Raw genomic sequence first — 23,080 nt, 5'->3', positions numbered from 1 at the left:
CTTCGTTGTCAGCCGTCCATCGGACGGCCGCAGGAATGCCGCACCACCAACCGGCACGGCAGTTTTCGAATGCCCGGCGCGGCGGCTGTGCCGCCGACCAGTGAAAGCAGGGTTAGCCCGGCCTCGCGGCCGAGCGCGGTCAGGTTCATGTCGACCGAAGTCAGCGGCGGACGCGTCGCTTCCGCCACGATCTCCCAATTGTCGAAGCCGATGACGCCGACATCATTGGGCACGTCGAGCCCGCGCTCGCGCAACGCATCGATGACGCCGCGCGCAATCTGGTCGTTGCCGCAAAAGACGGCGTCCGGCCTGTCGCTTTTGCCGTCGAACAGTTGCGCTACCGCCTCGTGCCCCCAGGCCTCCGACCAGGAGCCGAGCAGCGGTTCGGTGACCGGCAGGCCGTTTTCGGCGAGCACGTCGCGATAGGCCTGGGCGCGGGCGTGGACCACGGCAAAGCTCGCCGGTCCGCTGACATGGACGATGCGTCGGCGGCCGAGCCGGCAGAAATGCTCGACGGCCAGCCGCGCGCCGCCGGCGTCGTCGGAGACGAAGGCGACGGCGTCGGGATCGGGCTGGGTGAAGGCATAGATCACCGGCACGCGCAGGTTGGAGAGGTCGATCGGCAGATGGCGGTCGATGCGCTTGCCGGTGGCGATGATGCCGTCGACGCGCTTATCGAGCATGGCGTCCACATGCATTTGGCCGAGCCGAGGATCCTCCTCGACATTGCACAGGAACACCGAGACACCCTTGTCGACCAGCGCGTCCGAAATGCCCGACATCAGCGGCAGCGAGAAGCGGCCATAAGTATCGTTGGTGAGCAGGCCAACGGTGAAGCTGCGGCGCCGAAGCAGGCTCTGCGCTAGGCTGTTGGGCCGGAAGCCGAGGCCGCGCGCCGTCTCGCGGATACGCTCGCGGGTCTCGGCGGTCATCCGCCCCTGGTCGTTGAGCGCCTTCGATGCGGTGGCGACGCTGACGCCGGCCTGCGCGGCCACGTCACGCAAGGTGACAGGCTTGGGAAAGACCGGAACAGGCTGATCATCCGATGGCATCGCGCCGAAAATCCTTAGCTTGAGAAAAGGTTTTCTCTTACAGGCCGAAACAGAGCCCGGTCGATTGCCGAGCTTGATCGGAATGTTTGGAAAAACCTTTTCTCAAGCCAAGGCTAGGCCAGATTGGGTGAGCGTTCAAGAGGGAAAAATGGTGGGGATTAAGCCAAGCGCTTCAAGGTCGAATTATCCTTCGCCAAGTTGGCGGCGACGTTCCGCATCTTCAAGGCCGAGCCCGGCGTGAAGGGTCGCAGCGCCGCCGCTTGAGCGTCAACCGCGGTTCCGGCTAGCATCATTGTACCATCGTTTCTGTAGTGCCATTCTTGATTTGGCATGCGGGCGCTGGCGAAAAGGGTGCTACGGAGGTCAAGCGACCATCCTTGCTTGCCGATTTTTCCCTGACATTCGAGGCCATCTTCGTGCGTGAACCGTCGCTGCTGCCGGTCTTTGGAAAACAGGGCGTCAAGGCGCCCGCCGCCGGGGCGGCGGTGCGAGCCCGGCCGACGGGTATCGTTCCGCGACTGCGCGAGGTCCTGGTCGCGCATGGCGGCATGGCGTTGAAGCTATCGGTCATAGCCTGGACGGTAATGATCCTGGCTGCCGTATTTTTCTTGATCAAGGGTTGAGGCTCGACAGAGCGGCCGGGCCGAAAGACGGGACGCCAGATGGCAAATCGCTACGCATTGCGCATGGAACTTCCCCAGAGCTGGACCATCATCGATGTCTTCACCGGCCAGCCCGCCGTGGTGCGGCAAAGAGTGATGGTGGGCATGAGCCCGCGCGATGCCGAGGACATGGTGGTGCAGATGAATATCCGCGACGTCAAACGCCGGGAGAGGGCGGAACGCAAGGGCTGATTCCCAAATCGCGTCGCGTGGAAACGGATTCATGCGATGCGCTTTGGGTCGTTGTTTTTATGCATGTCATCATCCCAAAACCGAGGCACTTTTGGGCGACATGCATTAGCCGTCAGTGCACTGCAATGCAGGAAGCAGGGCCTGATCCGGGCCACCGCGTTCGGAAGCGGGTCTCAGCGGAAATCGTCCGATGTCAACACATACATGCTCTTGCGTGTGCGGTCGTAGGCCTTCGACGCCACATCGCGGATGACGCTGCTTTCGATGTCGAAGGTGGCGAGGTAGCCGGCTTCGGTGGCGCTGGTTCGCGGCTGGATCTTGGTCATCGCATCGGCGGCGACGGAAAAGGAAATCTGGAACATGCCGTCATGGCCAACGAAGCGGATCCGCTTGCCGGCTTCATCATAGCTGCGGCTGTGGTTGGGAAAGGTTAGGCTCATGTTCTTGCCTCCTTTGTTTTGGCGCAATTCCCAAGGGAAAGCGCTCGCACTCTTCCTGGAATTGCTTAGGCTTTCTTCACCGCCCGCTTCTTCTTCGGCGTCGGATTCAAGGCTTCCGCGACCCGGTCGGCCTCTTCCTTGGCCAGGCGCAATTGCCTCAGCCTTGCCGTCTTGATTTCTCTGGCCCTTGCCTCGGACATGTACTCGGCGGTGGCCTTGTTGCGCTCCGCCGTCTTCTTCTGCTTGTCGACAAAGCGGGCTTCAGCTTTTTCCATGATCGTCTGATTGCCGTCGGCCATTGTGGAAATCTCCTTGTGCCCTGAAATCGTGAAAGTGAACTTGTCCGATAAATAGGCACTCGACCGGCAAAATTCAATTTTTTGAATTATTTGACCGGTTTTGGGTACCACGAAACCGGGTGCCGAAATAATACTTTTCAATATTTAATTTTGGTCGCGAATAATTTTGGCACTCCTATCTATCGAGTGCCAAAGCGCCTATAGGATGGGCGCGGCCGCCTAAGCCGGCCCCAGAAAGAAGTTCTCATGAAGTTTCGGCCACTCCACGACCGCGTCGTCATCCGGCGCGCCGAAGGCGACACCAAATCCAAGGGCGGCATCATCATCCCCGACACTGCCAAGGAAAAGCCGCAGGAAGGCGAAGTCATCGCCGTCAGCCCCGGCGCACGCGACGAAAACGGCGCGCTTGCGCCGCTCGACGTCAAGGCCGGCGACCTCATCCTGTTCGGCAAATGGTCGGGCACCGAGGTCAAGATCGACGGCGAGGATCTTCTGATCATGAAGGAAGCCGACATCATGGGCGTCATCGACAAGAGCGAGACTGGCGTCATCGACAAGAGCGAGACTGGCGTCATCGACAAGAGCGAGACTGGCGTCATCGACAAGAGCGAGACTGCCGTTACCGAGAAGAGCGTCAAGGCCAAGAAGGCCGCCTGACCGGCCTGGCCAGGCTCCGGCGAACTGCTTGCTTCACCACACGAACGGGATTGAAAAAATGTCTGCCAAGGAAATCAAATTCGCCACCGACGCGCGCGACCGCATGCTGCGCGGCGTCGAGCTCCTCAACAACGCCGTCAAGGTGACTCTCGGTCCCAAGGGCCGCAATGTCGTCATCGACAAGGCCTATGGCGCGCCGCGCATCACCAAGGACGGCGTCACCGTCGCCAAGGAAATCGAGCTTGCCGACAAGTTCGAGAACATGGGCGCGCAGATGGTGCGCGAAGTGGCCTCGAAAACCAATGACCTCGCCGGTGACGGCACCACCACTGCCACGGTGCTGGCCGCCTCGATCCTGCGCGAAGGCGCCAAGCTGGTCGCCGCCGGCATGAACCCGATGGACTTGAAGCGCGGCATCGACCAGGCCGTCGCCGCCGTTGTCGTGGAAATCAAGGCCAAGGCCAAGAAGGTCAAATCGTCGGCCGAGATCGCCCAGGTCGGCACCATCGCCGCCAATGGCGATGCCAGCGTCGGCGCCATGATCGCCAAGGCGATGGACAAGGTCGGCAATGACGGCGTCATCACCGTCGAGGAAGCCAAGACCGCCGAAACCGAGCTTGACGTCGTGGAAGGCATGCAGTTCGATCGCGGCTATCTCTCACCCTATTTCGTCACCAATGCCGACAAGATGCGCGCCGAACTGGAAGAGCCCTATGTGCTCATCCACGAGAAGAAACTCGGCAATCTGCAGGCGATGCTGCCGATCCTCGAAGCCGTGGTGCAGAGCGGCAGGCCGTTGCTTATCATCTCCGAGGACGTCGAAGGCGAGGCGCTCGCCACGCTGGTCGTCAACAAGCTGCGCGGCGGCCTCAAGGTCGCGGCCGTCAAGGCGCCGGGCTTCGGCGACCGCCGCAAGGCGATGCTGGAAGACATAGCGGTGCTGACGGCAGGCCAGATGATCTCCGAGGATCTCGGCATCAAGCTCGAAAACGTCACCATCGAGATGCTCGGCCGCGCCAAGCGCGTGCTGATCGAGAAGGATACCACCACGATCGTCGACGGCGCCGGCACCAAGGCGACCATCCAGGCGCGCGTTGCCCAGATCAAGGGCCAGATCGAGGAGACGACGTCCGACTACGACAAGGAAAAGCTGCAGGAACGGCTGGCCAAGCTGTCAGGCGGCGTTGCCGTTATCCGCGTCGGCGGCGTCACCGAGTCGGAAGTGAAGGAAAAGAAGGATCGCATCGACGACGCGCTGAACGCAACGCGCGCGGCGGTCGAGGAAGGCATCGTGCCCGGCGGCGGCGTGGCCCTGCTGCGCGCCAAATCGGCGCTGTCAGGCCTGAACGGCGCCAATGCCGATGTCACCGCCGGCATCTCGATCGTTCTGCGGGCGTTGGAAGCGCCGATCCGCCAGATCGCCGAGAATTCTGGCGTCGAAGGCTCGATCGTGGTCGGCAAGCTCGCCGACAGCAAGGACCACAATCAGGGCTTCGACGCCCAGAACGAGACCTATGTCGATATGATCAAGGCCGGCATCGTCGATCCGGCGAAAGTCGTTCGCACCGCGCTGCAGGACGCCGGCTCGATCGCGGCCCTGCTCATCACCGCCGAGGCGATGATCACCGACGTTCCACCGAAGGATGCGGCACCGGCGGGCGGCGGCATGGGCGGCGGCTACTAAGATCCTGCTGCGGCGCGCTGGCGATTGGCGAAACCGACGACGACATCGTCCCTCTTCCCGTGAACGGGGAGAGGGCGCTCGCGTCACCGCCGCTACCTCCCATTCAACTGCAGCACCACATCGCGCGTCAGCGGCGCGAGGTCGAGGCCATTGGCTGCTGTCGGATCCAGCCAGATCATCTCCTCGATTTCGGCCGCCGGCACCGGCTGGCTTTCGATCGACACCGTGAACAACTCCGCGTCGACCGTGTAGTCCGGCTCGTTGGCGGCCTGTGCCGAGAACAGGCCGAGCGGGGAGGCCGTGGCGGGATCGATCACCAGCCCGAGTTCCTCGTTCAACTCCCGCACAAGGGCGTCGAGCGGCTCTTCATGCGGCTCGATCTTGCCGCCGGGTTGCATGAAGCCGCTGGTGCCCCGCTTGCGCACCAGAAGCAGTCTGCCGGATGCGTCCGCGATGATTGCGGCGGCGATCCTGATCTTGCAGCTTTCGCGGGGGATGGAATTCACGCTAATATGGCCCGGTGGTCGTTTGGTGCAGCTTGCCGGAAACGGAACCGCGATTCTCAGCTCGGAGACAAGCCATGTTTGCCGCCAAGGCGATCGACACCTCGGACAAGGTCGCGTTCTACGGCGACCTTGCCACGCAACTGAAGGCGCTGCTCGACGGCGAGGGCGACTCGATCGCCAATGCCGCCAACACCTCGGCGCTAATCTTCCAGATGGTGCCCGACCTCAATTGGGCCGGCTTCTATTTCCTGGCGTCGGACGAGGAGATGGTGCTCGGCCCCTTCCAGGGCAAGCCGGCCTGCGTGCGCATCGCCGTCGGCAAGGGGGTGTGCGGAACCGCGGTCGAACTCGGCACCTCGATGCTGATCAAGGACGTGCACGATTTCCCCGGTCACATCGCCTGCGACGCCGATTCGCGCTCGGAACTGGTCGTGCTCCTGGAAGACGACAACGGCGTCTTCGGTGTGCTCGATCTCGACAGCCCGCTGCCCGGCCGCTTCGACAAGGCCGACCAAGCCGGCATCGAAGCGCTGGCCGCGATCTATGTCGCGGCAAGTTCGTTCGAGGACTAATCAGCCTACAAACTTCACCAGCATCAGGCTGAAGCCGCCGATGAACAGGAAGGCCGAGAAGGCGAGGGCCAGCGGGCGCAGGCCACGCGAGCGCAGCTGCGAAATGTCGGCCTGCAGGCCCATGGCGGCCAGCCCCATGGTCAGCATGACGGCGGTGGCGAGCGCCATCGCCGTCTTCACTTCGGCGGGGATCGCGACAAGGCTGTTCAACGCCACGATAGCGACGAAGGCGACGACGAACCACGGCATGGGCGGCCGCGCCCCAGCTTGATCGCGGCTGCCGCGGCGGGCCATCAGGCCGAGCGCGACGACCATCGGCGCCAGCATGGCGACACGGGTGAGCTTGGCGACGGTGGCGATCTCGCCGGACTGGGTGCCGTTCTGGAAGCCGGCGCCGATGACCTGCGCGACCTCATGGATCGAGGCCCCTGCCCACAGGCCGAAAGCGTGCTGGTCGAGGCCGAGCACGGGAGCCAGCAACGGAAAGCCGAGCATGGCCACGGTGCCGAACAGTGTGATCGAGGCGACGGCGTAGGTGACGTCCTCGTCGCGCGCATCGGTGACGATGTTGGTGGCGACGATGGCCGAGGCGCCGCAGATCGAGGTACCGGCGGCGATCAGCTGCGCAAGCTTGGCGTCGACGCCGATCAGGCGGCCAAGCGTGATGGTGAAGACGAAGGTGGCGCCAAGGGTGGCCGCCACGATGCCGACGCCGCCGGCGCCGATCGAGACGACCTGGCCGAGAGTCAGCTGGAAGCCGAGCAGCACGATGGCGAAGCGTAGCAGGCGTTTTTGCGAGAAGGCGATGCCGGCCTTGGCATGGGCGGGCGTGCCGAGCATATTGGAATAGACCATGCCGGCGACGACGGCGAGGATCATCGGGCTGAACAGGGCGAAACCGGAGACATTGCGGGCCGAAAAGGCAACGCCGGTGATCATCGCGACAAGGACGATGCCGGGGATGATGCCGTTCCACACCGAATCGAGGCGCTTGCGGCCTGCGGCCAGATCGGCGGAAATCGTGCTTTTCGGAATATCGTTCGCGATGTTGGTCAGGGAAGGCAATGCAATTCTCCAGGCGAGTATCCTTGGAGAATGCCATTCCTGAAACGATCCTTCCAACGAATTGTTATTGTCGGAATGATCGATTTTTATGAACGGTCGGTTTTAACAATGGCACAGATCGCCCTAGCCACAACAAATCCTGCCACTGACGCAAGTTTACCACCGGCCGCAAGAAGGAGGCATCCATCACATGGCATCAAGCTGCGCTTCGATCGCTGCCTTGTCGATCACCGACCAGATATTCCTGATCCTGTCATCGAGAAACTCGTAGAAGACGTTCTCGCTGAAGGAGACTTTCCGGCCGTTGATGGGGAGGTCGAAGAAGGTCCCCTTCGGCGTGCAGTTGAACTGGAGGCGGCTGGCGATGAACGGCGGCTCGGAGATCAAGATCTGGACGTCGAAAAAGAGGTCCGGAATTTCCCGGAAGTCCCGCTCCAGCATCTTGCGATAACCCGACAGGCCGACCCGCTCACTGTTGTAGTGCACCTCGTCATGGACGAAGCGATGCAGTCGCTCCCAATCCTGATTGTTGAGGCAGTCGATGTAGCCTCGATAGAGGTCGGTCTCGGTCATCGCGATGGCTCCGGTGCTGACACCCTGGAAGATAGAACGACCGGCGACACAGTCCAGCCGCGCTAGAGCCTGTCCCATCCCGAAAGAATCGGAATGGGGCTCTATCTGTTTTTTGAGCATGATCCCTGGACAAGCGGAAACCGTTTGTCCGAGAAAACCGGGTTCCACTTTTCGGGATCACGCTCTACCCCCGATAGCGCAGCGCGTCGACCAACAGCGAGAAGGCCGGCGTCGCCTGGCGCCGGCTGGGGTAGTTGAGATGATAGCCGGGGAAAGGCGCGCACCAGTCGGCCAGTACCCGCACCAGGCGGCCATCGGCCAGATGCGCCGTCACCTGCTCCTCCGGCAGATAGGCGAGGCCGAGGCCGGCCAGCACCGCGTTCATGCGCAGCGCGCTTGTGTTGAACACCAGCTGGCCCTCGACACGCACCTTCAGTTCGCGCCCGGCCTTTTCGAACTCCCAGGCATAGAGCCCGCCATAGGTCGGCAGGCGCAGGTTTATGCAGTTGTGATTGGTCAGGTCCTGCGGCGTGCGCGGCTTTGGATGGATGGCGAAATAGGCAGGCGATCCGACCACCGCCATGCGCATGTCCGGGCCGATGCGCACGGCGATCATGTCGCGCGCCACCTGTTCGCCCAGCCGCACGCCGGCATCGAAGCGCTCGGCGACGATGTCGGTCAGGCTATAGTCGACGATGATCTCGACCTTGATGTCGGGATGGTCGGGCAGGAATTTCGCCAAGGCAGGCCACAGGACCGCATCGGCTGAATGCTCGCCGGCGGTGATGCGGATGGTGCCAGCGGGCTTTTCACGCAAGGCACTGAGCGCGGTGAGCTCAGCCTCGATCTCGTCGAGCCTCGGTCCGACCGAGCGCACCATGCGCTCGCCGGCCTCGGTGGGCGACACGCTGCGCGTGGTGCGGGTGAGCAACCTCACGCCCAGCCGCTCCTCCAGCGCGCGCACCGTATGGCTCAGCGCCGATTGCGAGACGCCGAGCTGCGCCGCCGCCCGGGTGAAGCTTTTTTCGCGCGCGACGGCGAGGAAGGCGGTCAGTTCGTTCAGATTATCGCGAGGCATTGATGAGCCCTTCTCATAAGTACATGCCGGATATAGCACCTAATCGCGGCTAATCACGGGCGCTAAATATACCCATCCAATCGGGCCGCCCGAAGTCGACGGCCTTGGAGCCATGGCGGTGAGTTGCCGGGCGCCGAGAAAAAAGGAAAAACCCATGGATATCCAGCGAAGCGGCTCGCAAGCCTCGGCGAAAGGCCCCGCGGAGTATTTCACCGGCACGGTGCGCATCGATGCGCCCTTCAAGGGCAGCGAACCCGCCCGGGTCAGCGGCGCCACCGTGACTTTCGAGCCCGGCGCGCGCACCGCCTGGCACACCCATCCGCTCGGCCAGATGCTGATCGTGCTTTCGGGCGCCGGCCTGGTGCAGCGTGAAGGCGGACCGGTCGAGCAGATCCGCCCCGGCGACATCGTCTGGTTCGCGCCCGGCGAGAAGCATTGGCATGGCGCCGCGCCGACCACGGCGATGAGCCACATCGCCATCGCCGAAGCGCTCGACGGCAAGGTCGTCGACTGGATGGAGAAGGTCAGCGACGAACAATACGGGGTTTGACACGGCGGTTCCCGGATCCATTTCCGGATACACCCTCAACGAAGGAAGCTCTCATGACAGACGCACCCAAAAGCCCATTCTCCGATATCGCACCCGCCCTCGGCAAATACACCGACGAGGTGTTGTTCGGCGAGGTCTGGAAGCGCCCAGGCCTTTCGCCGCGCGACCGCAGCCTCGTCACGGTCACCAGCCTGGTCTCGAACTACCGGATCAACGAAATGCCTTTCCACATGAAGCGGGCGCTCGACAATGGCGTCACCCGCGATGAACTGATCGAAACGATCACGCATCTTGCCTTCTACGCCGGATGGCCGACGGCAGCCACGGCCCTGGGCATTGCCCGCAAGGTTTTCGAACAGGCCGACGGCGAGAAGAAGGCATAAGGAAATGCCGTGGTCGAAGGACGAACTCGACAAGATCGCGGCAGCCGACGATCTGTACATCTCGCCGTTGCGCGATGACGGCGTGACCTTGGGCACGCCGACCTGGATCTGGTCGGTCGTCGCCGACGGCGCACTTTATGTGCGCGGCTACAACGGCCGGCAGTCGCGCTGGTATCAGGCGGCGACCACCCAGAAGGCCGGCCGTATCACTGCTGCCGGCATGACCAGGGATGTCACCTTCGAGCCGGTCGAGGGAACCGTCAATGAACGCATCGATGATGCCTACCGGGCGAAATACGCGGCGAGCCCTTATCTCGCGCCGATGATCGCCGCGCGCGCCCGCGCCGCCACGGTGCGGATCACACCGAAGGAGAATTGAAATGCAAAAGCGCATACTTGGAAACAGCGGCCTCGAAGTCTCGGCTATCGGGCTCGGCTGTATGGGGATGAGCCAGTCCTACGGGACACCGATGGAAACGCCGGATGCCGTCCGCCTGATCCGCGCCGCGTTCGAGCGCGGCATCACTTTCTTCGACACGGCGGAAGTCTATGGACCGTTCAAGAACGAGGAGGTCGTCGGTGAAGCGCTGCAGCCCATCCGAGACCAGGTGGTGGTCGCGACCAAGTTCGGCATCGACATCGCCGGGACGGCCGGACATCAGGGCATGGACAGCCGGCCGGAGCATATTCGCGAGGTCGTCGAGGCTTCGCTCAAGCGGCTGAGAACAGACCGCATCGACCTGCTCTATCAGCACCGCGTCGATCCGGCCGTGCCGATCGAAGACGTGGCGGGCACGGTGAAGGAGCTGATCAGCCAAGGCAAGGTGAAGCATTTCGGCCTCTCCGAGGCGGGCGTTCGCAACATCCGGCGCGCGCATGCGGTGCAGCCGGTCGCCGCCCTGCAAAGTGAATACTCGCTCTGGTGGCGCGAACCCGAGGAGGCGATCCTGCCGGTCCTCGAAGAACTGGGGATCGGCTTCGTGCCCTTCAGCCCGTTGGGCAAGGGTTTCCTCACCGGCGCCATCAACGCCGACACGACGTTCGACAGCAGCGACTTCCGCAACACCGTGCCGCGCTTTGCGGAGGAGGCCAGGCGAGCGAACCAGGCGCTGGTCGACGCAATCGCCGCGATCGCGGCGCAGAAGAAGGTGACTCCGGCGCAGGTCGCGCTTGCGTGGCTGCTGGCGCAAAAGCCCTGGATCGTCCCGATCCCCGGCACCACCAAACTCAACCGACTGGAGGAGAACATCGCGTCGTCCACCGTGGCGCTGACGGCGGATGATCTTGCCAACATCGAGAACGCGGTCTCGGCGATTGCGGTGCAGGGAGCGCGCTACTCGCCGCAACAAGCGGCGAGGATCGACCGCTGAGGCGCACGCGACCCCCGGAGATGGCGACGCTGCCTTGACAGCGCTGCCCTTCCTATTCCAGCTTGGCGGCATGTTCGTTCTCGCGCCTACCCTCGCCAAACGACGCCGCCGCAGTTCAGTGCGGAGGGGCAAGCTGATTGCGCGACGACAAAACCCGGCAGGATAGATCCGGTTCGCTCGTTTCCAGCCCCGCCCGCGACACCCACCGGCGGGGTTTTCCATGTCTGGAGCCCTGTCATGACCATCAATTCCTCCATCCGGTTCCGGCCGGCCGAACCCGCTGACGCCGCCGCGATCAGGGACATCGTGCGATCAGCCTATGGCAAATGGGTGCCGCTGATCGGCCGCGAGCCGCTGCCGATGCGCGCCGACTATGAGAAGGCCGTTGCCGAGCATCCGTTCGACTTGGCCATCGAGGAGGGCCGCATTGTCGGGATGATCGAAACCATGCTTGCCGACGACCATCTCTGGATCGAGAATATCTGCGTCGCGCCGGAGGCGCAGGGCAGGGGGATCGGCCGGCTGCTGCTGGAGCGGGCCGAGCGCAAGGCGATCAAAGCAGGCCGTCCGCTGCTGCGCCTGCTGACCAACGGCGCTTTCGAGGCCAATGTGTCGCTGTATAAACGGCACGGCTATACGATCGACAGGGAGGAGCCGTTCATGGGCGGCATGACGGTCTATATGAGCAAGAAATTGACGCGATAGCGGGCAAGCGGAGGAATGGTACGATGATGGCTGCCAGGATCAAATTGAAGCAACTTCCAGGGATTTACGCGATTTCACGGCTCGGGGCGAGCGACAGCATTCCCGGCTGGGCGGACGGGCCGGGCTTCGTCAGCATCACCAGGACCGATGACGAGCTTTCGATCACTTGCCTGGAGGATCGCGTTCCAGGCACGGTCAAGCACGATGGCGACTGGGTCGCCTTCAAATTGCAGGGGCCGTTTGCTTTCGACGAAACCGGCATCGTGTTGTCGGTTATCCGGCCGCTGTCGGAAAACGGGCTGGGCATCTTCTTGGTGTCCACTTTCGACGGCGATCATCTGCTGGTGAAAATGGCGGACCAGGATGCGGCGAGACAGCGTCTGGTCGAGGCAGGACACACGCTGCTGTAGTTCATCCTGTACCATCGAAAACGGCTGGGTTCGCTGGCCCAACGCGTCTGGCTCAATCACTGGCGTGCTGGCTCAACCACTTCGGGGGTTGCGTTTGACAGCGGCGTTTGCGCATCGTTATTTCTAGCCATATATCACGGCCGAAACAGCCATGCGACGCGCCCCCAGGAGAAAACCATGTCACACAATCTGCAGTTCTATATCGATGGCGCGTGGGTCGATCCTGTTGTGGCCAAGACGCTCGATGTCATCGATCCGTCGAACGAGGATGCCTTCGCGCAGATTTCGCTCGGCTCCAAGGCCGATGTCGACAAGGCGGTGGCCGCGGCCAAGCGCGCCTTCAACACATTCGGCTTCACCTCGGTGGAGGAGCGCCTCGACATCCTGAACCGCGTCATCGCGGTCTACAAGAAGCGCAGTTCCGACCTGGCGCTCGCCGTGTCGCGCGAGATGGGCGCGCCGCGCCAGTTCGCGCTCGACAGCCAGGTGGGCGTCGGCCTCGCGCATCTGACGAAGATGGCCGAAGTGCTGAAATCGTTCGAGTTTCGCCACGTCAAGGGTTCCTCGCTGATCGTCAAGGAGCCGATCGGCGTCGTCGGCCTGATCACGCCGTGGAACTGGCCGCTGAACCAGATCACCTGCAAGGTGGGCCCGGCGCTCGCCGCCGGCTGCACCATGGTGCTGAAGCCATCGGAGATCGCGCCGATCGATGCCATCATCTTCGCCGAAATCCTCGACGAGGCCGGCGTGCCGAAAGGCGTGTTCAATCTTGTCAACGGCGACGGCCCCGGCGTCGGCCAGGCGCTATCCAGCCATCCCGACATCGACATGATGTCGTTCACTGGTTCGACGCGGGCAGGCATCCTGGTGGCCAAGGCGGCCGCCGACACGGTCAAGCGCGTGCATCAGGAGCTTGGCGGCAAGTCGGCCAACATCCTGTTCCCCGATGTCGACCTCGCCACCGCCGTCAGCAAGGGCGTCGCCGGCTGCTTCAGCAACAGCGGCCAGTCCTGCAATGCGCCGACGCGCATGTTCGTGCCGCGCGACCGTCATGACGAGGCGGCGGGCTACGCCAAGGCGGCGGCGGAAAAGTTCGCGGTCGGCCCCGCCGACGGCGCCAACACCAAGCTTGGCCCTGTCGTCAGCCAGGTTCAGTTCGACAAGATCCAGGACCTGATCCAGGCCGGCATCGACGAGGGTGCGACGCTGGTCGCCGGCGGCCCCGGCCGCCCCGCCGAACTCAACCGTGGCTACTATATCAGGCCGACCGTGTTCGCCGACGTCACCCACGACATGCGCATCGCGCGCGAGGAGATATTCGGGCCGGTGCTGGCGATCATGCCCTACGACACGGTCGAGCAGGCGGTCGAGCAGGCCAACGACACGGTCTACGGCCTGGCCTCCTACATCCAGGCCAAGGACATCCAGAAGGCCCGCGACGTGGCGGCGCGCATGCGCTCCGGCAATGTCTACATCAACTATCCGACCTGGGACGCCGGCCTGCCCTTCGGCGGCTACAAGCAGTCGGGCAACGGCCGCGAGTATGCCGAGTATGGGCTTGAGGATTTTCTGGAGATCAAGGGTATCGCTGGGTATGAGGCGGCGGAGTAGGCACGACACTGGCGCCGACCTTGCAGGAGTTCCTCGCCCCAACGGAGTGGGGGAGAGGTGGCCGCGAAGCGGTCGGAGAGGGGGCTGCGGCGCTGATGAGGTCGCGCTGAATTCTTCCAGGGCTGCGCCATCCCCCGCTCCGTCTCGGCTTCGCCGAGCCACCTCTCCCCCATCTCATGGGGGCGAGGAACGTTAGCTCCCGTACTTGCCAATTGGCAAATACATGCTATATCTCTGCCAATAGCAAGGGTGAGCAAAATGCAACTTCAGTCCATCGTCGCCACGCCGGCCACGGTCGGCAGCGCCATTTCGGAGGAAGAGGCCGGTGCGCTGGCGCGCACCACTGTCAATCTGTTCAAGGCGTGGAACCTCACAGATCTCGAGGCCTGCATCCTGCTTGGAGGTATGTCGGCGCGGACCTGGGCGCGCTGGAAGGAAGGCGGCATCGGCCGGATCGACCGCGACCTCCGCACCCGCATGGCGCATCTGATGGGCATCCACAAGGGCCTGCGCTACCTCTTCACCGAGCCGGCGCGCGGCTATGCCTGGATCCGCAAGCCCAATGCCATTTTCGGCGGCCAGTCGGCGCTCGACCTGATGCTGCGCGGCGAAATCTCCGACCTTGCGGCCATGCGTGAATGGCTCGATGCGGAGCGTGGTGCATGGTGAGTGGGCTCGCGGGCCGGCGCCGCGTCCACTGGCACCAGACTTTTCGGATCATCCGCTCCATCCATCCGCCGATCGACCTCTTCGAGGACATTGCCGACCCGCGCGACTGGGAGGCGCTGGCCGCCGTCGAGGAGAAGACCAATCCGCGCATCCGGCTCGAGATCGGCGAGCTCGGCAAGGTGCCTGCCGCAAGGCGGGTGTCGGGTCCTGGCGCAAGCTTCGTGATGGCGCCCTTCGTGCATTGTTCGACGCTGCGGCCCGGCCGTTTCTCCGATGGCAGCTACGGCATCTACTATGCCGGCGACAGCGAGGACGTGGCGCTGGCCGAGACCATCCACCACCACCAGAATTTCATGCGCGCCACCAGTGAGGATCCGGGCTGGACGGCGGATTTCCGCGTGCTGATCGGCAGCGTCGACCGTGACCTCGACGACGTCAATGCGGTGCCCGGCGTGCTACACCCCGACGACTACACCGCCTCGCAGGCGGAAGGGCGGGCGCTGCGGGCGCAAGGCAGCGACGGGCTGGTGTGGAACAGCGTGCGGATGGCGGACGGGCAATGTATCGGCATCTTCTGGCCCGATGTCATCCCCGTCCCGGTGCAAGGCCGGCATTACTCCTATCACTGGGACGGCTCCCGCGTGGATTTCGTACGTCAGCACGATACGGGCAAGGTGCTGTCGGTCACCTGATGGGAGCGCATCCCTCAACAGGCGACGGAAGCACCCGGCGGCGCTATTGCGGTCCGGCCGTGACCTGAGAGCAACGTTCTCCGATCACCCTCAAAAATGGCATGGATTTCCTGCCATATCGTCTCTATCCGATCTATATATCGGTTGAGATCGATGCGAGGTGAAGATGGACCACGACATCATATTAAAGGCGCTGGCGCACCCGTTTCGACGGGACGTCCTTGCGTGGCTGAAGGAGCCTGAACAGCACTTCGCCGCGCAGGCACATCCGCTCGAGATGGGCGTCTGCGCCAGCCAGTTCGACCACCGCGGCCTGGCTCAGTCCAGTGTTTCGGCACATCTGGCGACGCTGGCGTCCGCCGACCTCGTTACGACGCGGCGGGTCGCCCAATGGGTGTTCTACAAGCGCAACGAAGAAACCATCGCCGCCTTCCAGGCTGCCTTGTCCGATCTCTGACGATCCTCCCCATTCCCCCAAAATGCATGAAAGGCATTTCTCATGGCTACCCTCTTTGATCCCTTGCGGGCCGGTGACCTGACGCTGGCGAACCGCATCGTCATGGCGCCGCTGACGCGCAATCGCTCACCCAATGCGGTACCCGGCGACCTGTCGGTCACCTACTACGGTCAGCGCGCCACGGCGGGGCTGATCGTGACGGAGGCCACCGCCATCAGCCACCAGGGCCAGGGCTATGCCGACGTGCCCGGCCTCTACGAGGCGGATCAGCTTGCCGGCTGGAAGCGTGTCACGGACGCGGTTCATAAAGGTGGCGGCAAGATCGTGGTCCAGCTCTGGCATGTCGGACGCATCTCGCACAACTCGTTGCAGCCTGGCGGCGGCAAGCCGGTGGCGCCATCGGCGATCAGGGCAAAATCCAAGACGTTCCTGGTCAAGCCGGATGGCAGCGGCGAGTTCGTCGACACCTCCGAGCCGCGCGCGCTCGACGCGGCCGAAATTCCCGGCATCGTCGATGATTTTCGCCGCGCCGCAAAGGCGGCGATCGAGGTAGCGGGCTTCGACGGCGTCGAGATCCACGGTGCCAATGGATATCTCGTCGACCAGTTCCTGCGCTCGGGCACCAACCATCGCACCGACGATTATGGCGGCTCCATCGAAAACCGGGCGCGCCTCCTGTTTGAGGTGGTCGACGCGGTCACGGGCGCTGTCGGCGCCGGCAGGACCGGGATCAGGCTGTCGCCGGTAACGCCCGCCAACGACGCTTCGGATGCCGATCCGCAGCCTCTGTTCAACCATGTTGCGGCGGGCCTGGGCAGCCGGGGCCTCGCCTATGTCCACATCGTCGAAGGCGCGACCGGCGGCGCGCGCGACTTCAGCCAGGGCGACAGGCCGTTCGATTACGAAGACCTCAAGGCCTCCTACCGCAAGGCCGGCGGCACCGGTGCCTGGCTGGTGAACAATGGCTATGACAAGGAATTGGCCGAAAAGGCTGTCGGGGACGGCTACGCCGACCTTGTCGCGTTCGGCAAGCTGTTCATCGCCAATCCCGACCTCGTCAGCCGCCTGAAGCGGAATGCCGAACTGAACGCGCCGGACAAGGCGACGTTTTATGGTGGCGACGCCAGGGGCTATACGGATTACCCGACGGCGGCCTGAGCCCAGACGGTTTGCCCTTTCGTCCGCGGCGAAAGGGCAGCTGGTCGCCTGGCGCGACGATCCGGACCGAATTTCGGTCCGAACGGCCATTGCATTCCAAGCCCAACGGTCCTCAGTGCCTGAGAATCTTGCTCAGGAAGGCACGGCTGCGGTCGGTCTTGGGGTGCGAGAAGAACTCATCGGGCGTGCCGCTTTCGACGATGGCGCCGGCATCCATGAACACCACGCGCTGGGCGACCTTGCGGGCAAAGCCCATCTCGTGCGTCACCACCATCATGGTCATGCCTTCCTCGGCGACCGCCACCATGACGTCGAGCACTTCGGAAATCATCTCGGGGTCGAGTGCCGAGGTCGGCTCGTCGAACAGCATGATCTTGGGCCGCATGCCGAGGCAGCGCGCGATCGCCACGCGCTGCTGCTGGCCGCCGGAGAGCTGCGCCGGATAAGCGTTGACCTTGTCGGCGAGCCCCACCTTGGCCAGCAATTCGCGCCCGGCATGCTCGGCCTCGGCGCGCGGGATCTTGCGGACATGGATGGGCGCCAGCGTGACATTCTCGAGCGCGGTCTTGTGCGGGTAGAGGTTGAACGACTGGAAGACGAAGCCGATCTCGGTGCGCAGCTGCGTCATGTTGGTGGCGCGGTCGCCAAGGCGCTGGCCGTCGACGACGAGATCGCCGTCCTTGATAGTCTCCAGTCCGTTGATGCAACGGATCAGCGTGCTCTTGCCGGAGCCGCTCGGTCCGCAGACCACGACCACTTCGCGCGGCTCGACGCTCAGCGTGATATCCCTGAGCACGTTGAGCGAGCCGAACCATTTGTTGACGCCGCGAAAGTCGATCATGCCCGTTTTGTTGAGACCCGCATTGGTCATGTCTGTTGGCCCTTTGGGGTTCGATGTCACAGCTGCACCTCGCCATGGGCCGCGCCCATGCGGCGTTCGAGCCGGCGAGCCAGCATGATCAGCGGATAGCAGACGATGAAATAGCCGACGCCGACAAGGAAGAACACCAGGAGACCGTTGGGTACGCGCTGCACCACCAGCCAGCCGACGCGGGTGAGGTCGGTCAGGCCGATGGCCGAGACGACCGAAGAATCCTTGATCAGCAGCACATATTGCCCGACCAGCGGCGGCAGCACGATGCGCATCGCCTGCGGCAGCACCACTTGGCGCATGCGCTGCCAGCGCGACAGGCCGGATGCAAGGGCTGCCTCGACCTGGCCTGTCGGCACGGAACGGATGCCGGCGACGACGATCTCGCAGATGAAGCAGGCGGCCAGATTGGTCAGCGCGATGATGCCGGCGGTGAAGGCGTCGAGCTCGACGCCGAATTCCGGCAGGATGAAGAAGATCAGGAATATCTGCACCAGGAACGGCGTGCCGCGGATCAGGTCGACCCAGGCGCCGATGACGCCGGCGATCAGCCGGTTGCCGCCGGTGCGCAAGATGCCGAGGCCGAAGCCGAGCAAGGTGCCGAGCACCAGGCTGATCAGCGACAGCACGACGGTCATGCCGAGGCCGCGCAAGGCGAGGGGATAGGAGCCGGCGAGGCTGAGGAACTGTTGCCAGATCATGTCCGCGCCCCCGCTGTTCCGAGCCAGCGGCTGGACAGCACGGCCAGCCCTTTCAAGCAGTAGTAGAGCAGCAGGTAGAAGGCGGCGATGGTGAGAAAGCCTTCGGCCGGCATGAAGCGGTCGGAAGCGAGCAACTGGCCGGCGCGCGTCAGCTCGGCGACCGAGATCAGCGACAGCAGCGCGGAATCCTTGACCAGCACGATCGCCTGTCCGAGCAGCGGCGGGATCGTCACCTTGAAGGCTTGCGGCAGCACGACCAGGCGCATGCGCTGGACGTAGGTCATGCCCGAGGCGACGCTGGCTTCGACCTGGCCGCGCGGGATCGACAGGATGCCGGCCCGAATGATTTCAGCGACATAGGCGCCGCTGTTCAGTGACAAAGCGAGGATGCCTACGACCAGCTCGGGCAGCACGAAGCCGAGCCGCGGCAGGCCGAAATAGAGGAAATAGAGCTGTGCCAGCAACGGCGTGGCACGCACGGCATCGATATAGGCCTTGGCCGGAACCCGAAACAGCCAGCCGCGCTGCAGGCCCATGGCGCACAGCACGATGCCGACGATCAGCGCGCCGACGAAGGACAGCGCCGACAGCCAGACGGTCGTGACCAGGCCCTGCCCGAACAGGGGCAGATATTCGACGATGGTGCGGAAACTGAAATTTTCGAGCATGGGCGTGAACAGTGAGTAGGGAGTAGTGAGTGGGGAGTAGCGAAGCGTGTCCGGAATGGGCGATTCTCCATTCACCGGTCACTATTCCCTACTCACTACTCCCCTACTCCCTACCCCCTATTTTCTCAGTGATCCTTCTTCCAGGCGTCGGAATTGACCCAGTAGTCGAGGTTCTTCTGCAGGCGGCCGTCGATGGTGACCTGGTTGAGGAAAAGGTTCATCCAGGTCAAAAGGTCCGGCTCGTCGTAGCGAGTGGCGAAGGCAAGCGGCTCCTTCGACAGCAGGTCGGGCATGATGGTGAAGGTGCCGGCCGGGTAGGCGGTCGACTGGCCCTTGACCGCCGAGACGTCGTTTACGCCGCAGTCGGCCTGGCCGTTGTTGACGGCGTCGAGCAGCAGCGGACCGCCGCCCTTGTAGCTCTTGATGTCGGCATCGGGGAAGGCGGCCTTGGCTTCCTTCTCGCCGGTCGCGCCGAGCAGCACGGCGATCTTGGTGCCCTTGGCCTTGCAGTCCTCGGTGGTCTTGAACTTGCTGTCGGCCTTGGTGAAGACGGTGCTGCCTGTGTACATATAGGGCGTGGTGAAAGCGACCTTCATGCCGCGCGCCAGCGTCGGCGTCATGTCGGCGACCAAGAGATCGGCCTTGCCCGACAAGAGTGCGGGGATCAAGCCATCCCAGTCGAAGTCGAGGAAGGTGATTTTCACACCCATTTCCTTGGCCATCAGTTCGGCAAGTTCGACCGAACTGCCGGTGCGCTCGCCATTGGCGCCGACCAGCGAGAAGGGCGGTCCCTGGGTCTGCACGGCAACGCGCAGTTCGCCGCGCTTGGTGATGTCGTCGAGCGCGCCGGCACTGGCGGCCGTGGTGAGGCCGGCGAGTGCGAGTCCGGCGATGAAAAGTCTGGCAATCTTCATTTGGCATTCCTCCTTGTTTTATGTTCCACGTTGTTGTTTCACCCTTCGGGGTGCTTTTTGAGCGGCAGCGCCGTTGCCGGCGGCGGCCACCGTTCGCAAATCTCTCTCCTCAGTCCCGGGCCACCGTCTCGGAAACCGTGATGCCACGCCGGGCCAGTTCGTCGAAGAAGCTGATGTCCGGCACGTCGAGCAGCGGGTTGAGCAGGCCGGGCTTGGTGATCTCGCCGCGCGCCAGCATCTGCGCCACGATGCTGGCGGGATAGCCGACGCCCAGGCTCATGCCGAACAGGCCCGAAGCCAGGTCGCGCTCGATGATCAGGTCCGAAGTGACCGTCTTGGCGCGGCCGCCCTCGAGGCCGGAAAAGACATTGCGCATCACGCACAGATCCTTTTCGCCGGGGCCATATTGCAATTGCGGGCCGAGCAGCCGGCCTAGGAATTCGCGCGGACTGGCGCCCGTGCCGGGCACCTTTTCTTCCGAGAGGAAGCCGAGTTCTTTCAGCGGTGCCCAGAAGGCCGACCATCCCGGCCAGCGCAGCGTATAGCGTCCGGAGCGGCGCAGCCCTTTTGCTGCGGGAAGCATCTCGACGTAATGCAGCGCATCGCCGTTGGGGAAGGCTTCCAGCATGCCGAGGCCCGCGACCTCGATCTCATGGATGAAAGGATTGTGATGCTGCTGGCCGGCCGGCACCGCGACGCGTTGCCCGTCCTCGATCATCACGCTGTCGCGGTTCTGGCTGACCAGAACCATGTCGAAGTTCCAGCTCACCTTGTAGCAAAGCGGCTTGGCCATCGCCTTCGGCTCGGGGATGCCGCCGCAATAGGAATCGATCGCGGTGATCGCGTCGAACTGGCGCGCGGCGCGCGCGTAGAGCACGAGATCGATGCCGGGGTCGAGCCCGCATTCGGTCATGATTGCCACACCGGCCTGTTCGGCGGCCGGCGCCAGGTCGGCGATCGCCTTGCCGTAATTGGTGGTGACCAGCGGCGTGCGGGTTGCGATCGCGGCTTGCACCGCCTCGCGCATCAGCGGTTGCGGCAGCAGGTCGATGACGGCGTCGACATCGGCCAGCACGGTGGTCAGGGCCGGGCCGATCGCGCCCTCGGGTACGACGAAACGCACGCGGGAAAGATCGGTCAGGCCGTCAAGCCGGGCAGGGCCGTCCGGTGCGGTATCGACGCAAACCACTTCCTCGACGCCACTGGCGACGAGATCGGCGATGGCCGCCCGGCCTTGCAGGCCGAGGCCTCCGAGAACCGCGATCTTCATGCCGGCTCCTTGCGATCGTCCGACCAGCAGCCTTCCGGCAGGCTGACCCATTTGTTGCAGGACGCCATGACGACAAAGGTCTCGCTGCGCACGACTTCGCCCGGCTCGCCGGCACCCGGGATCAGTTCGCTGGTGACGCGATAGAGATCGGCGACGTCACCGGCCACCGTCACGTCGACGATGATATCGAAGCGCCCGGTGACCACCGAGGCCGAATTGACGAAGGGCAGTTCCGAAATGCGCTGCGCCAGTTCGCGGGCACGGCCGCGACCCTGGGCGTTGATGCCGACAATGGCCGAGATCAACTCGGGCCGCTCTGTGAGGTTCAAGAGCCCGACGACCTTGAGCAGGTTGCGGTCGAGCAGGTTGCGCAGCCGCGAGCGCACCGTCGGCACCGAAATCGCCAACATCTCGGCGAGGCGGTTGATGCCCGGCTGCGCATCCTGCGACAGCTGCTTGACGAGCCGCCGGTCGGTCAGATCGAGATGTTCCCGCAAAGCCCCCGTCTTTCATAAATAGAAAGAAAACTGGCAATTATTTTGCCTATATGCAAATAAGCTATGTCACAGACTTTTGAAAAGCAAGGTGTTGTTTTAGCGTGGACGGCAACAGCGCACCGCTTTGCGCGCGGTTGCCACCGCCGGCGTCCGTTGTCGGGTTCAGGCCAAGGCTGCGGCGAGCAGCTTTGCCTGCGGCGTGAGTTCGTCGAAGCTGCGGACGCAGAGATTGAGCTGGCGTGTTGCCCAGTCGTCGGTCAACCGTAGGCTGCGCAACGTGCGGGCGGAGCGGCGCGCGGCACTTTCGGGCACGATGGCGATGCCGGCGCCCTGGGCGACCAGCCGGCAGACATTATCGAGGCCGGGCACGCGGATGCGGAAGTGCAGATGGCCGCCAAGGCGGGCGGCCTGGCGGGTGATGTGCTCCTGCAAGGGATGGCCGGCGCTCAGGCCGACAAAGGCTTCGCCGAGCAGGTCGCCGAGGCTGGCGGTGTGGCCTTCGAGGCCGGGCCAGTCTCGCGCGGCGATCACCACGAGCCTGTCGATGAAGAACGGCTTCTGCTCCAGATGCGAGAGGCCGGCCCAGGTCGCGGCGATGCCGAGATCGGCGGCACCGCTTGCCACCGCCTCGGCGATCTCATGGCTGGGGCGCTCGTCGAGGTCGATGTCGATGCCGGGATGCGCGACGAGGAAGGCCGGCAGCATGTCGCGCAGCAGCGCGCTGGTGGCGGCCGTGTTGGCCATCAGCCGCACACGGGCGCGCAAGCCCGTGGCATAGGCGCCGAGGTCGCCGGCCATCGCCTCGATCTGGTTCTGCACCGCACGCGCATGGTGCAGCAGCGCCTGTCCGGCGGCCGTCGGCACCACGCCGCGCCGGCGCCGCTCTAGGAGCGGCGCGCCGAGGCTTTCCTCCATGCCCTTGATGCGAGCGCTGGCGGAGGCGAGCGCCAGGCCCGCAAGTTCGGCGCCGTGGGTGATGCTGCCGCGCTCGGCGACCAGCAGGAACAGCCGGAGATCGGTAAGATCGAAGCGCATCTTTCTTCTCCTGCAAGGTTTCAGCCTTCGGTGCAGCCGAAGGCTGACAGCGTAACTTCCACATTGTGGGCGGCCGGCATGTCAGTCAAATCTTTTGCGATGGAGATGCGCGATGAGCGAAAAGGCGACAGGCCGGCATGGACCCGGCATACTTGAAAGCGCGGCGATCGTGCTTGCGATCGCGGTGGCCTCGCTTGCCATGGCGCGAGCGGAGCCCGGCCAGCGCGGTTGCGTGGCGATGGCTGATCCCGTCCACCATGAAGCGACGCCTGCAAAACCGGCACCCGATGATGATGCGGCGGACATGCTGTTGCATGACTGATCGAACCGGCGCCCCGA

General features: G+C 63.9%; 30 protein-coding genes and 1 pseudogene. 17 read left to right on the top strand and 14 right to left on the bottom strand.

The features are described from left to right. Positions 1-8: 8 nt before the first annotated feature. Entirely contained in the window at positions 9-1,052 is a 1,044-nt protein-coding gene (locus tag FJ978_RS25910) for a LacI family DNA-binding transcriptional regulator (RefSeq protein ID WP_140575018.1), read from the bottom strand. Positions 1,053-1,429: 377 nt separating this feature from the next. Here FJ978_RS25910 and FJ978_RS25905 point away from each other — a divergent pair, with 377 nt between their 5' ends. Together FJ978_RS25905 and FJ978_RS25900 are read left to right on the top strand one after the other, a co-directional pair. Then, positions 1,430-1,675 carry a hypothetical protein gene (locus FJ978_RS25905; RefSeq protein ID WP_246678206.1) on the top strand — a complete coding sequence of 82 codons (246 nt, stop codon included), beginning with the start codon at positions 1,430-1,432 and terminating at the stop codon, positions 1,673-1,675. A gap of 39 nt (positions 1,676-1,714) precedes the next feature. Continuing rightward, the gene (locus FJ978_RS25900) at positions 1,715-1,906 is read left to right on the top strand and encodes a hypothetical protein (RefSeq protein ID WP_140575015.1); all 192 of its coding nucleotides are present in this window, start codon (positions 1,715-1,717) and stop codon (positions 1,904-1,906) included. Positions 1,907-2,079: 173 nt separating this feature from the next. Here FJ978_RS25900 and FJ978_RS25895 read toward each other — a convergent pair whose 3' ends face one another. Together FJ978_RS25895 and FJ978_RS25890 are read right to left on the bottom strand one after the other, a co-directional pair. Beyond that, positions 2,080-2,346 (bottom strand): DUF1488 family protein, encoded by a 267-nt coding sequence (locus FJ978_RS25895; protein WP_013894240.1) that lies wholly within the window; start codon positions 2,344-2,346, stop codon positions 2,080-2,082. Positions 2,347-2,411: 65 nt separating this feature from the next. After that, entirely contained in the window at positions 2,412-2,645 is a 234-nt protein-coding gene (locus FJ978_RS25890) for a hypothetical protein (protein WP_013894241.1), read from the bottom strand. A 246-nt stretch (positions 2,646-2,891) separates the two neighbouring features. Between FJ978_RS25890 and FJ978_RS25885 the strand changes: the two are divergent. Both FJ978_RS25885 and groL read left to right on the top strand, forming a co-directional pair. Then, a pseudogene (locus FJ978_RS25885) lies at positions 2,892-3,182 on the top strand (co-chaperone GroES); the annotation flags it as partial. Between the two features lie 178 nt (positions 3,183-3,360). Further along, positions 3,361-4,986: a chaperonin GroEL gene (groL, locus tag FJ978_RS25880; protein WP_140575007.1), complete on the top strand. Its 1,626-nt coding sequence runs from the start codon at positions 3,361-3,363 to the stop codon at positions 4,984-4,986. Between the two features lie 92 nt (positions 4,987-5,078). On the opposite strand, the gene FJ978_RS25875 is transcribed toward groL, so the two are convergent. Continuing rightward, the gene (locus tag FJ978_RS25875; RefSeq protein ID WP_246678205.1) at positions 5,079-5,492 is read right to left on the bottom strand and encodes an NUDIX domain-containing protein; all 414 of its coding nucleotides are present in this window, start codon (positions 5,490-5,492) and stop codon (positions 5,079-5,081) included. Positions 5,493-5,566: 74 nt separating this feature from the next. Here FJ978_RS25875 and FJ978_RS25870 point away from each other — a divergent pair, with 74 nt between their 5' ends. Continuing rightward, positions 5,567-6,064, top strand: coding sequence for a GAF domain-containing protein (locus FJ978_RS25870; RefSeq protein WP_013894244.1), 498 nt, complete (start codon positions 5,567-5,569; stop codon positions 6,062-6,064). Here the strand turns inward: FJ978_RS25870 and FJ978_RS25865 are convergent, their stop codons facing one another. The 3 genes from FJ978_RS25865 to FJ978_RS25855 all read right to left on the bottom strand — a co-directional run bounded on the left by FJ978_RS25865 (position 6,065) and on the right by FJ978_RS25855 (position 8,780). Beyond that, the gene (locus FJ978_RS25865; protein ID WP_140574998.1) at positions 6,065-7,129 is read right to left on the bottom strand and encodes a YeiH family protein; all 1,065 of its coding nucleotides are present in this window, start codon (positions 7,127-7,129) and stop codon (positions 6,065-6,067) included. Positions 7,130-7,315: 186 nt separating this feature from the next. Beyond that, a complete protein-coding gene (locus tag FJ978_RS25860) occupies positions 7,316-7,702 on the bottom strand; it encodes an ester cyclase (RefSeq protein WP_140574994.1) in 387 nt (128 codons plus the stop codon). Between the two features lie 184 nt (positions 7,703-7,886). After that, on the bottom strand, positions 7,887-8,780 hold the full coding sequence (locus FJ978_RS25855; protein WP_140574990.1) for a LysR family transcriptional regulator: 894 nt from the start codon (positions 8,778-8,780) through the stop codon (positions 7,887-7,889). A 154-nt stretch (positions 8,781-8,934) separates the two neighbouring features. Between FJ978_RS25855 and FJ978_RS25850 the strand changes: the two genes are divergently transcribed. From FJ978_RS25850 to FJ978_RS25800, 11 genes are all read left to right on the top strand, one after another. Continuing rightward, entirely contained in the window at positions 8,935-9,330 is a 396-nt protein-coding gene (locus tag FJ978_RS25850) for a cupin domain-containing protein (protein ID WP_140574986.1), read from the top strand. Between the two features lie 53 nt (positions 9,331-9,383). Continuing rightward, positions 9,384-9,713, top strand: coding sequence for a carboxymuconolactone decarboxylase family protein (locus tag FJ978_RS25845; RefSeq protein ID WP_013894249.1), 330 nt, complete (start codon positions 9,384-9,386; stop codon positions 9,711-9,713). Positions 9,714-9,717: 4 nt separating this feature from the next. Next, the gene (locus FJ978_RS25840) at positions 9,718-10,092 is read left to right on the top strand and encodes a DUF2255 family protein (RefSeq protein ID WP_013894250.1); all 375 of its coding nucleotides are present in this window, start codon (positions 9,718-9,720) and stop codon (positions 10,090-10,092) included. 1 nt (position 10,093) lies between these two features. Continuing rightward, positions 10,094-11,083, top strand: a complete 990-nt coding sequence (locus FJ978_RS25835) for an aldo/keto reductase (protein ID WP_140574981.1) — start codon at positions 10,094-10,096, stop codon at positions 11,081-11,083. A 237-nt stretch (positions 11,084-11,320) separates the two neighbouring features. Next, positions 11,321-11,788 (top strand): GNAT family N-acetyltransferase, encoded by a 468-nt coding sequence (locus FJ978_RS25830; protein ID WP_140574977.1) that lies wholly within the window; start codon positions 11,321-11,323, stop codon positions 11,786-11,788. A 26-nt stretch (positions 11,789-11,814) separates the two neighbouring features. Then, positions 11,815-12,198, top strand: a complete 384-nt coding sequence (locus FJ978_RS25825) for an ACT domain-containing protein (protein ID WP_140575192.1) — start codon at positions 11,815-11,817, stop codon at positions 12,196-12,198. Between the two features lie 177 nt (positions 12,199-12,375). Continuing rightward, positions 12,376-13,809, top strand: a complete 1,434-nt coding sequence (locus FJ978_RS25820; protein WP_140574974.1) for an aldehyde dehydrogenase family protein — start codon at positions 12,376-12,378, stop codon at positions 13,807-13,809. Between the two features lie 258 nt (positions 13,810-14,067). Then, a complete protein-coding gene (locus FJ978_RS25815) occupies positions 14,068-14,478 on the top strand; it encodes an MbcA/ParS/Xre antitoxin family protein (RefSeq protein ID WP_140574971.1) in 411 nt (136 codons plus the stop codon). Continuing rightward, entirely contained in the window at positions 14,472-15,170 is a 699-nt protein-coding gene (locus FJ978_RS25810; RefSeq protein WP_140574969.1) for an RES family NAD+ phosphorylase, read from the top strand. Before FJ978_RS25815 ends, FJ978_RS25810 begins: the two co-directional genes overlap by 7 nt. 166 nt (positions 15,171-15,336) lie before the next feature. After that, complete coding sequence (locus FJ978_RS25805) at positions 15,337-15,627, top strand: helix-turn-helix domain-containing protein (protein ID WP_181176837.1); 291 nt, start codon at positions 15,337-15,339, stop codon at positions 15,625-15,627. 42 nt (positions 15,628-15,669) lie between these two features. Beyond that, on the top strand, positions 15,670-16,785 hold the full coding sequence (locus FJ978_RS25800) for an alkene reductase (protein ID WP_140574963.1): 1,116 nt from the start codon (positions 15,670-15,672) through the stop codon (positions 16,783-16,785). Between the two features lie 112 nt (positions 16,786-16,897). On the opposite strand, the gene FJ978_RS25795 is transcribed toward FJ978_RS25800, so the two are convergent. From FJ978_RS25795 to FJ978_RS25765, 7 genes are all read right to left on the bottom strand, one after another. Next, positions 16,898-17,656: an amino acid ABC transporter ATP-binding protein gene (locus FJ978_RS25795; RefSeq protein WP_013894259.1), complete on the bottom strand. Its 759-nt coding sequence runs from the start codon at positions 17,654-17,656 to the stop codon at positions 16,898-16,900. A gap of 26 nt (positions 17,657-17,682) precedes the next feature. Beyond that, entirely contained in the window at positions 17,683-18,357 is a 675-nt protein-coding gene (locus FJ978_RS25790) for an amino acid ABC transporter permease (protein ID WP_140574961.1), read from the bottom strand. Beyond that, the gene (locus FJ978_RS25785) at positions 18,354-19,025 is read right to left on the bottom strand and encodes an amino acid ABC transporter permease (RefSeq protein WP_140574958.1); all 672 of its coding nucleotides are present in this window, start codon (positions 19,023-19,025) and stop codon (positions 18,354-18,356) included. The genes FJ978_RS25790 and FJ978_RS25785 overlap by 4 nt, the downstream gene beginning before the upstream one ends. A 125-nt stretch (positions 19,026-19,150) precedes the next feature. Further along, entirely contained in the window at positions 19,151-19,939 is a 789-nt protein-coding gene (locus FJ978_RS25780) for an ABC transporter substrate-binding protein (protein ID WP_140574955.1), read from the bottom strand. Positions 19,940-20,048: 109 nt separating this feature from the next. Then, on the bottom strand, positions 20,049-21,209 hold the full coding sequence (locus tag FJ978_RS25775) for a saccharopine dehydrogenase family protein (RefSeq protein WP_140574952.1): 1,161 nt from the start codon (positions 21,207-21,209) through the stop codon (positions 20,049-20,051). Beyond that, positions 21,206-21,706, bottom strand: coding sequence for an Lrp/AsnC family transcriptional regulator (locus FJ978_RS25770; protein ID WP_013894264.1), 501 nt, complete (start codon positions 21,704-21,706; stop codon positions 21,206-21,208). Before FJ978_RS25770 ends, FJ978_RS25775 begins: the two co-directional genes overlap by 4 nt. Before the next feature lie 162 nt (positions 21,707-21,868). Then, the gene (locus FJ978_RS25765; RefSeq protein WP_013894265.1) at positions 21,869-22,741 is read right to left on the bottom strand and encodes a LysR substrate-binding domain-containing protein; all 873 of its coding nucleotides are present in this window, start codon (positions 22,739-22,741) and stop codon (positions 21,869-21,871) included. A 112-nt stretch (positions 22,742-22,853) separates the two neighbouring features. On the opposite strand from FJ978_RS25765, the gene FJ978_RS25760 reads away from it, so the two are divergent. Next, on the top strand, positions 22,854-23,063 hold the full coding sequence (locus FJ978_RS25760; protein WP_140574950.1) for a hypothetical protein: 210 nt from the start codon (positions 22,854-22,856) through the stop codon (positions 23,061-23,063). The last annotated feature ends 17 nt before the right edge of the window (positions 23,064-23,080 follow it).

This window comes from Mesorhizobium sp. B1-1-7 (genome assembly GCF_006442705.1).
GTDB classification, from domain to species: Bacteria; Pseudomonadota; Alphaproteobacteria; order Rhizobiales; family Rhizobiaceae; genus Mesorhizobium; species Mesorhizobium opportunistum.
The sequence above is the reverse complement of the archived record's forward strand: the minus strand, read 5'-3'. Positions and strand labels throughout refer to the sequence as shown.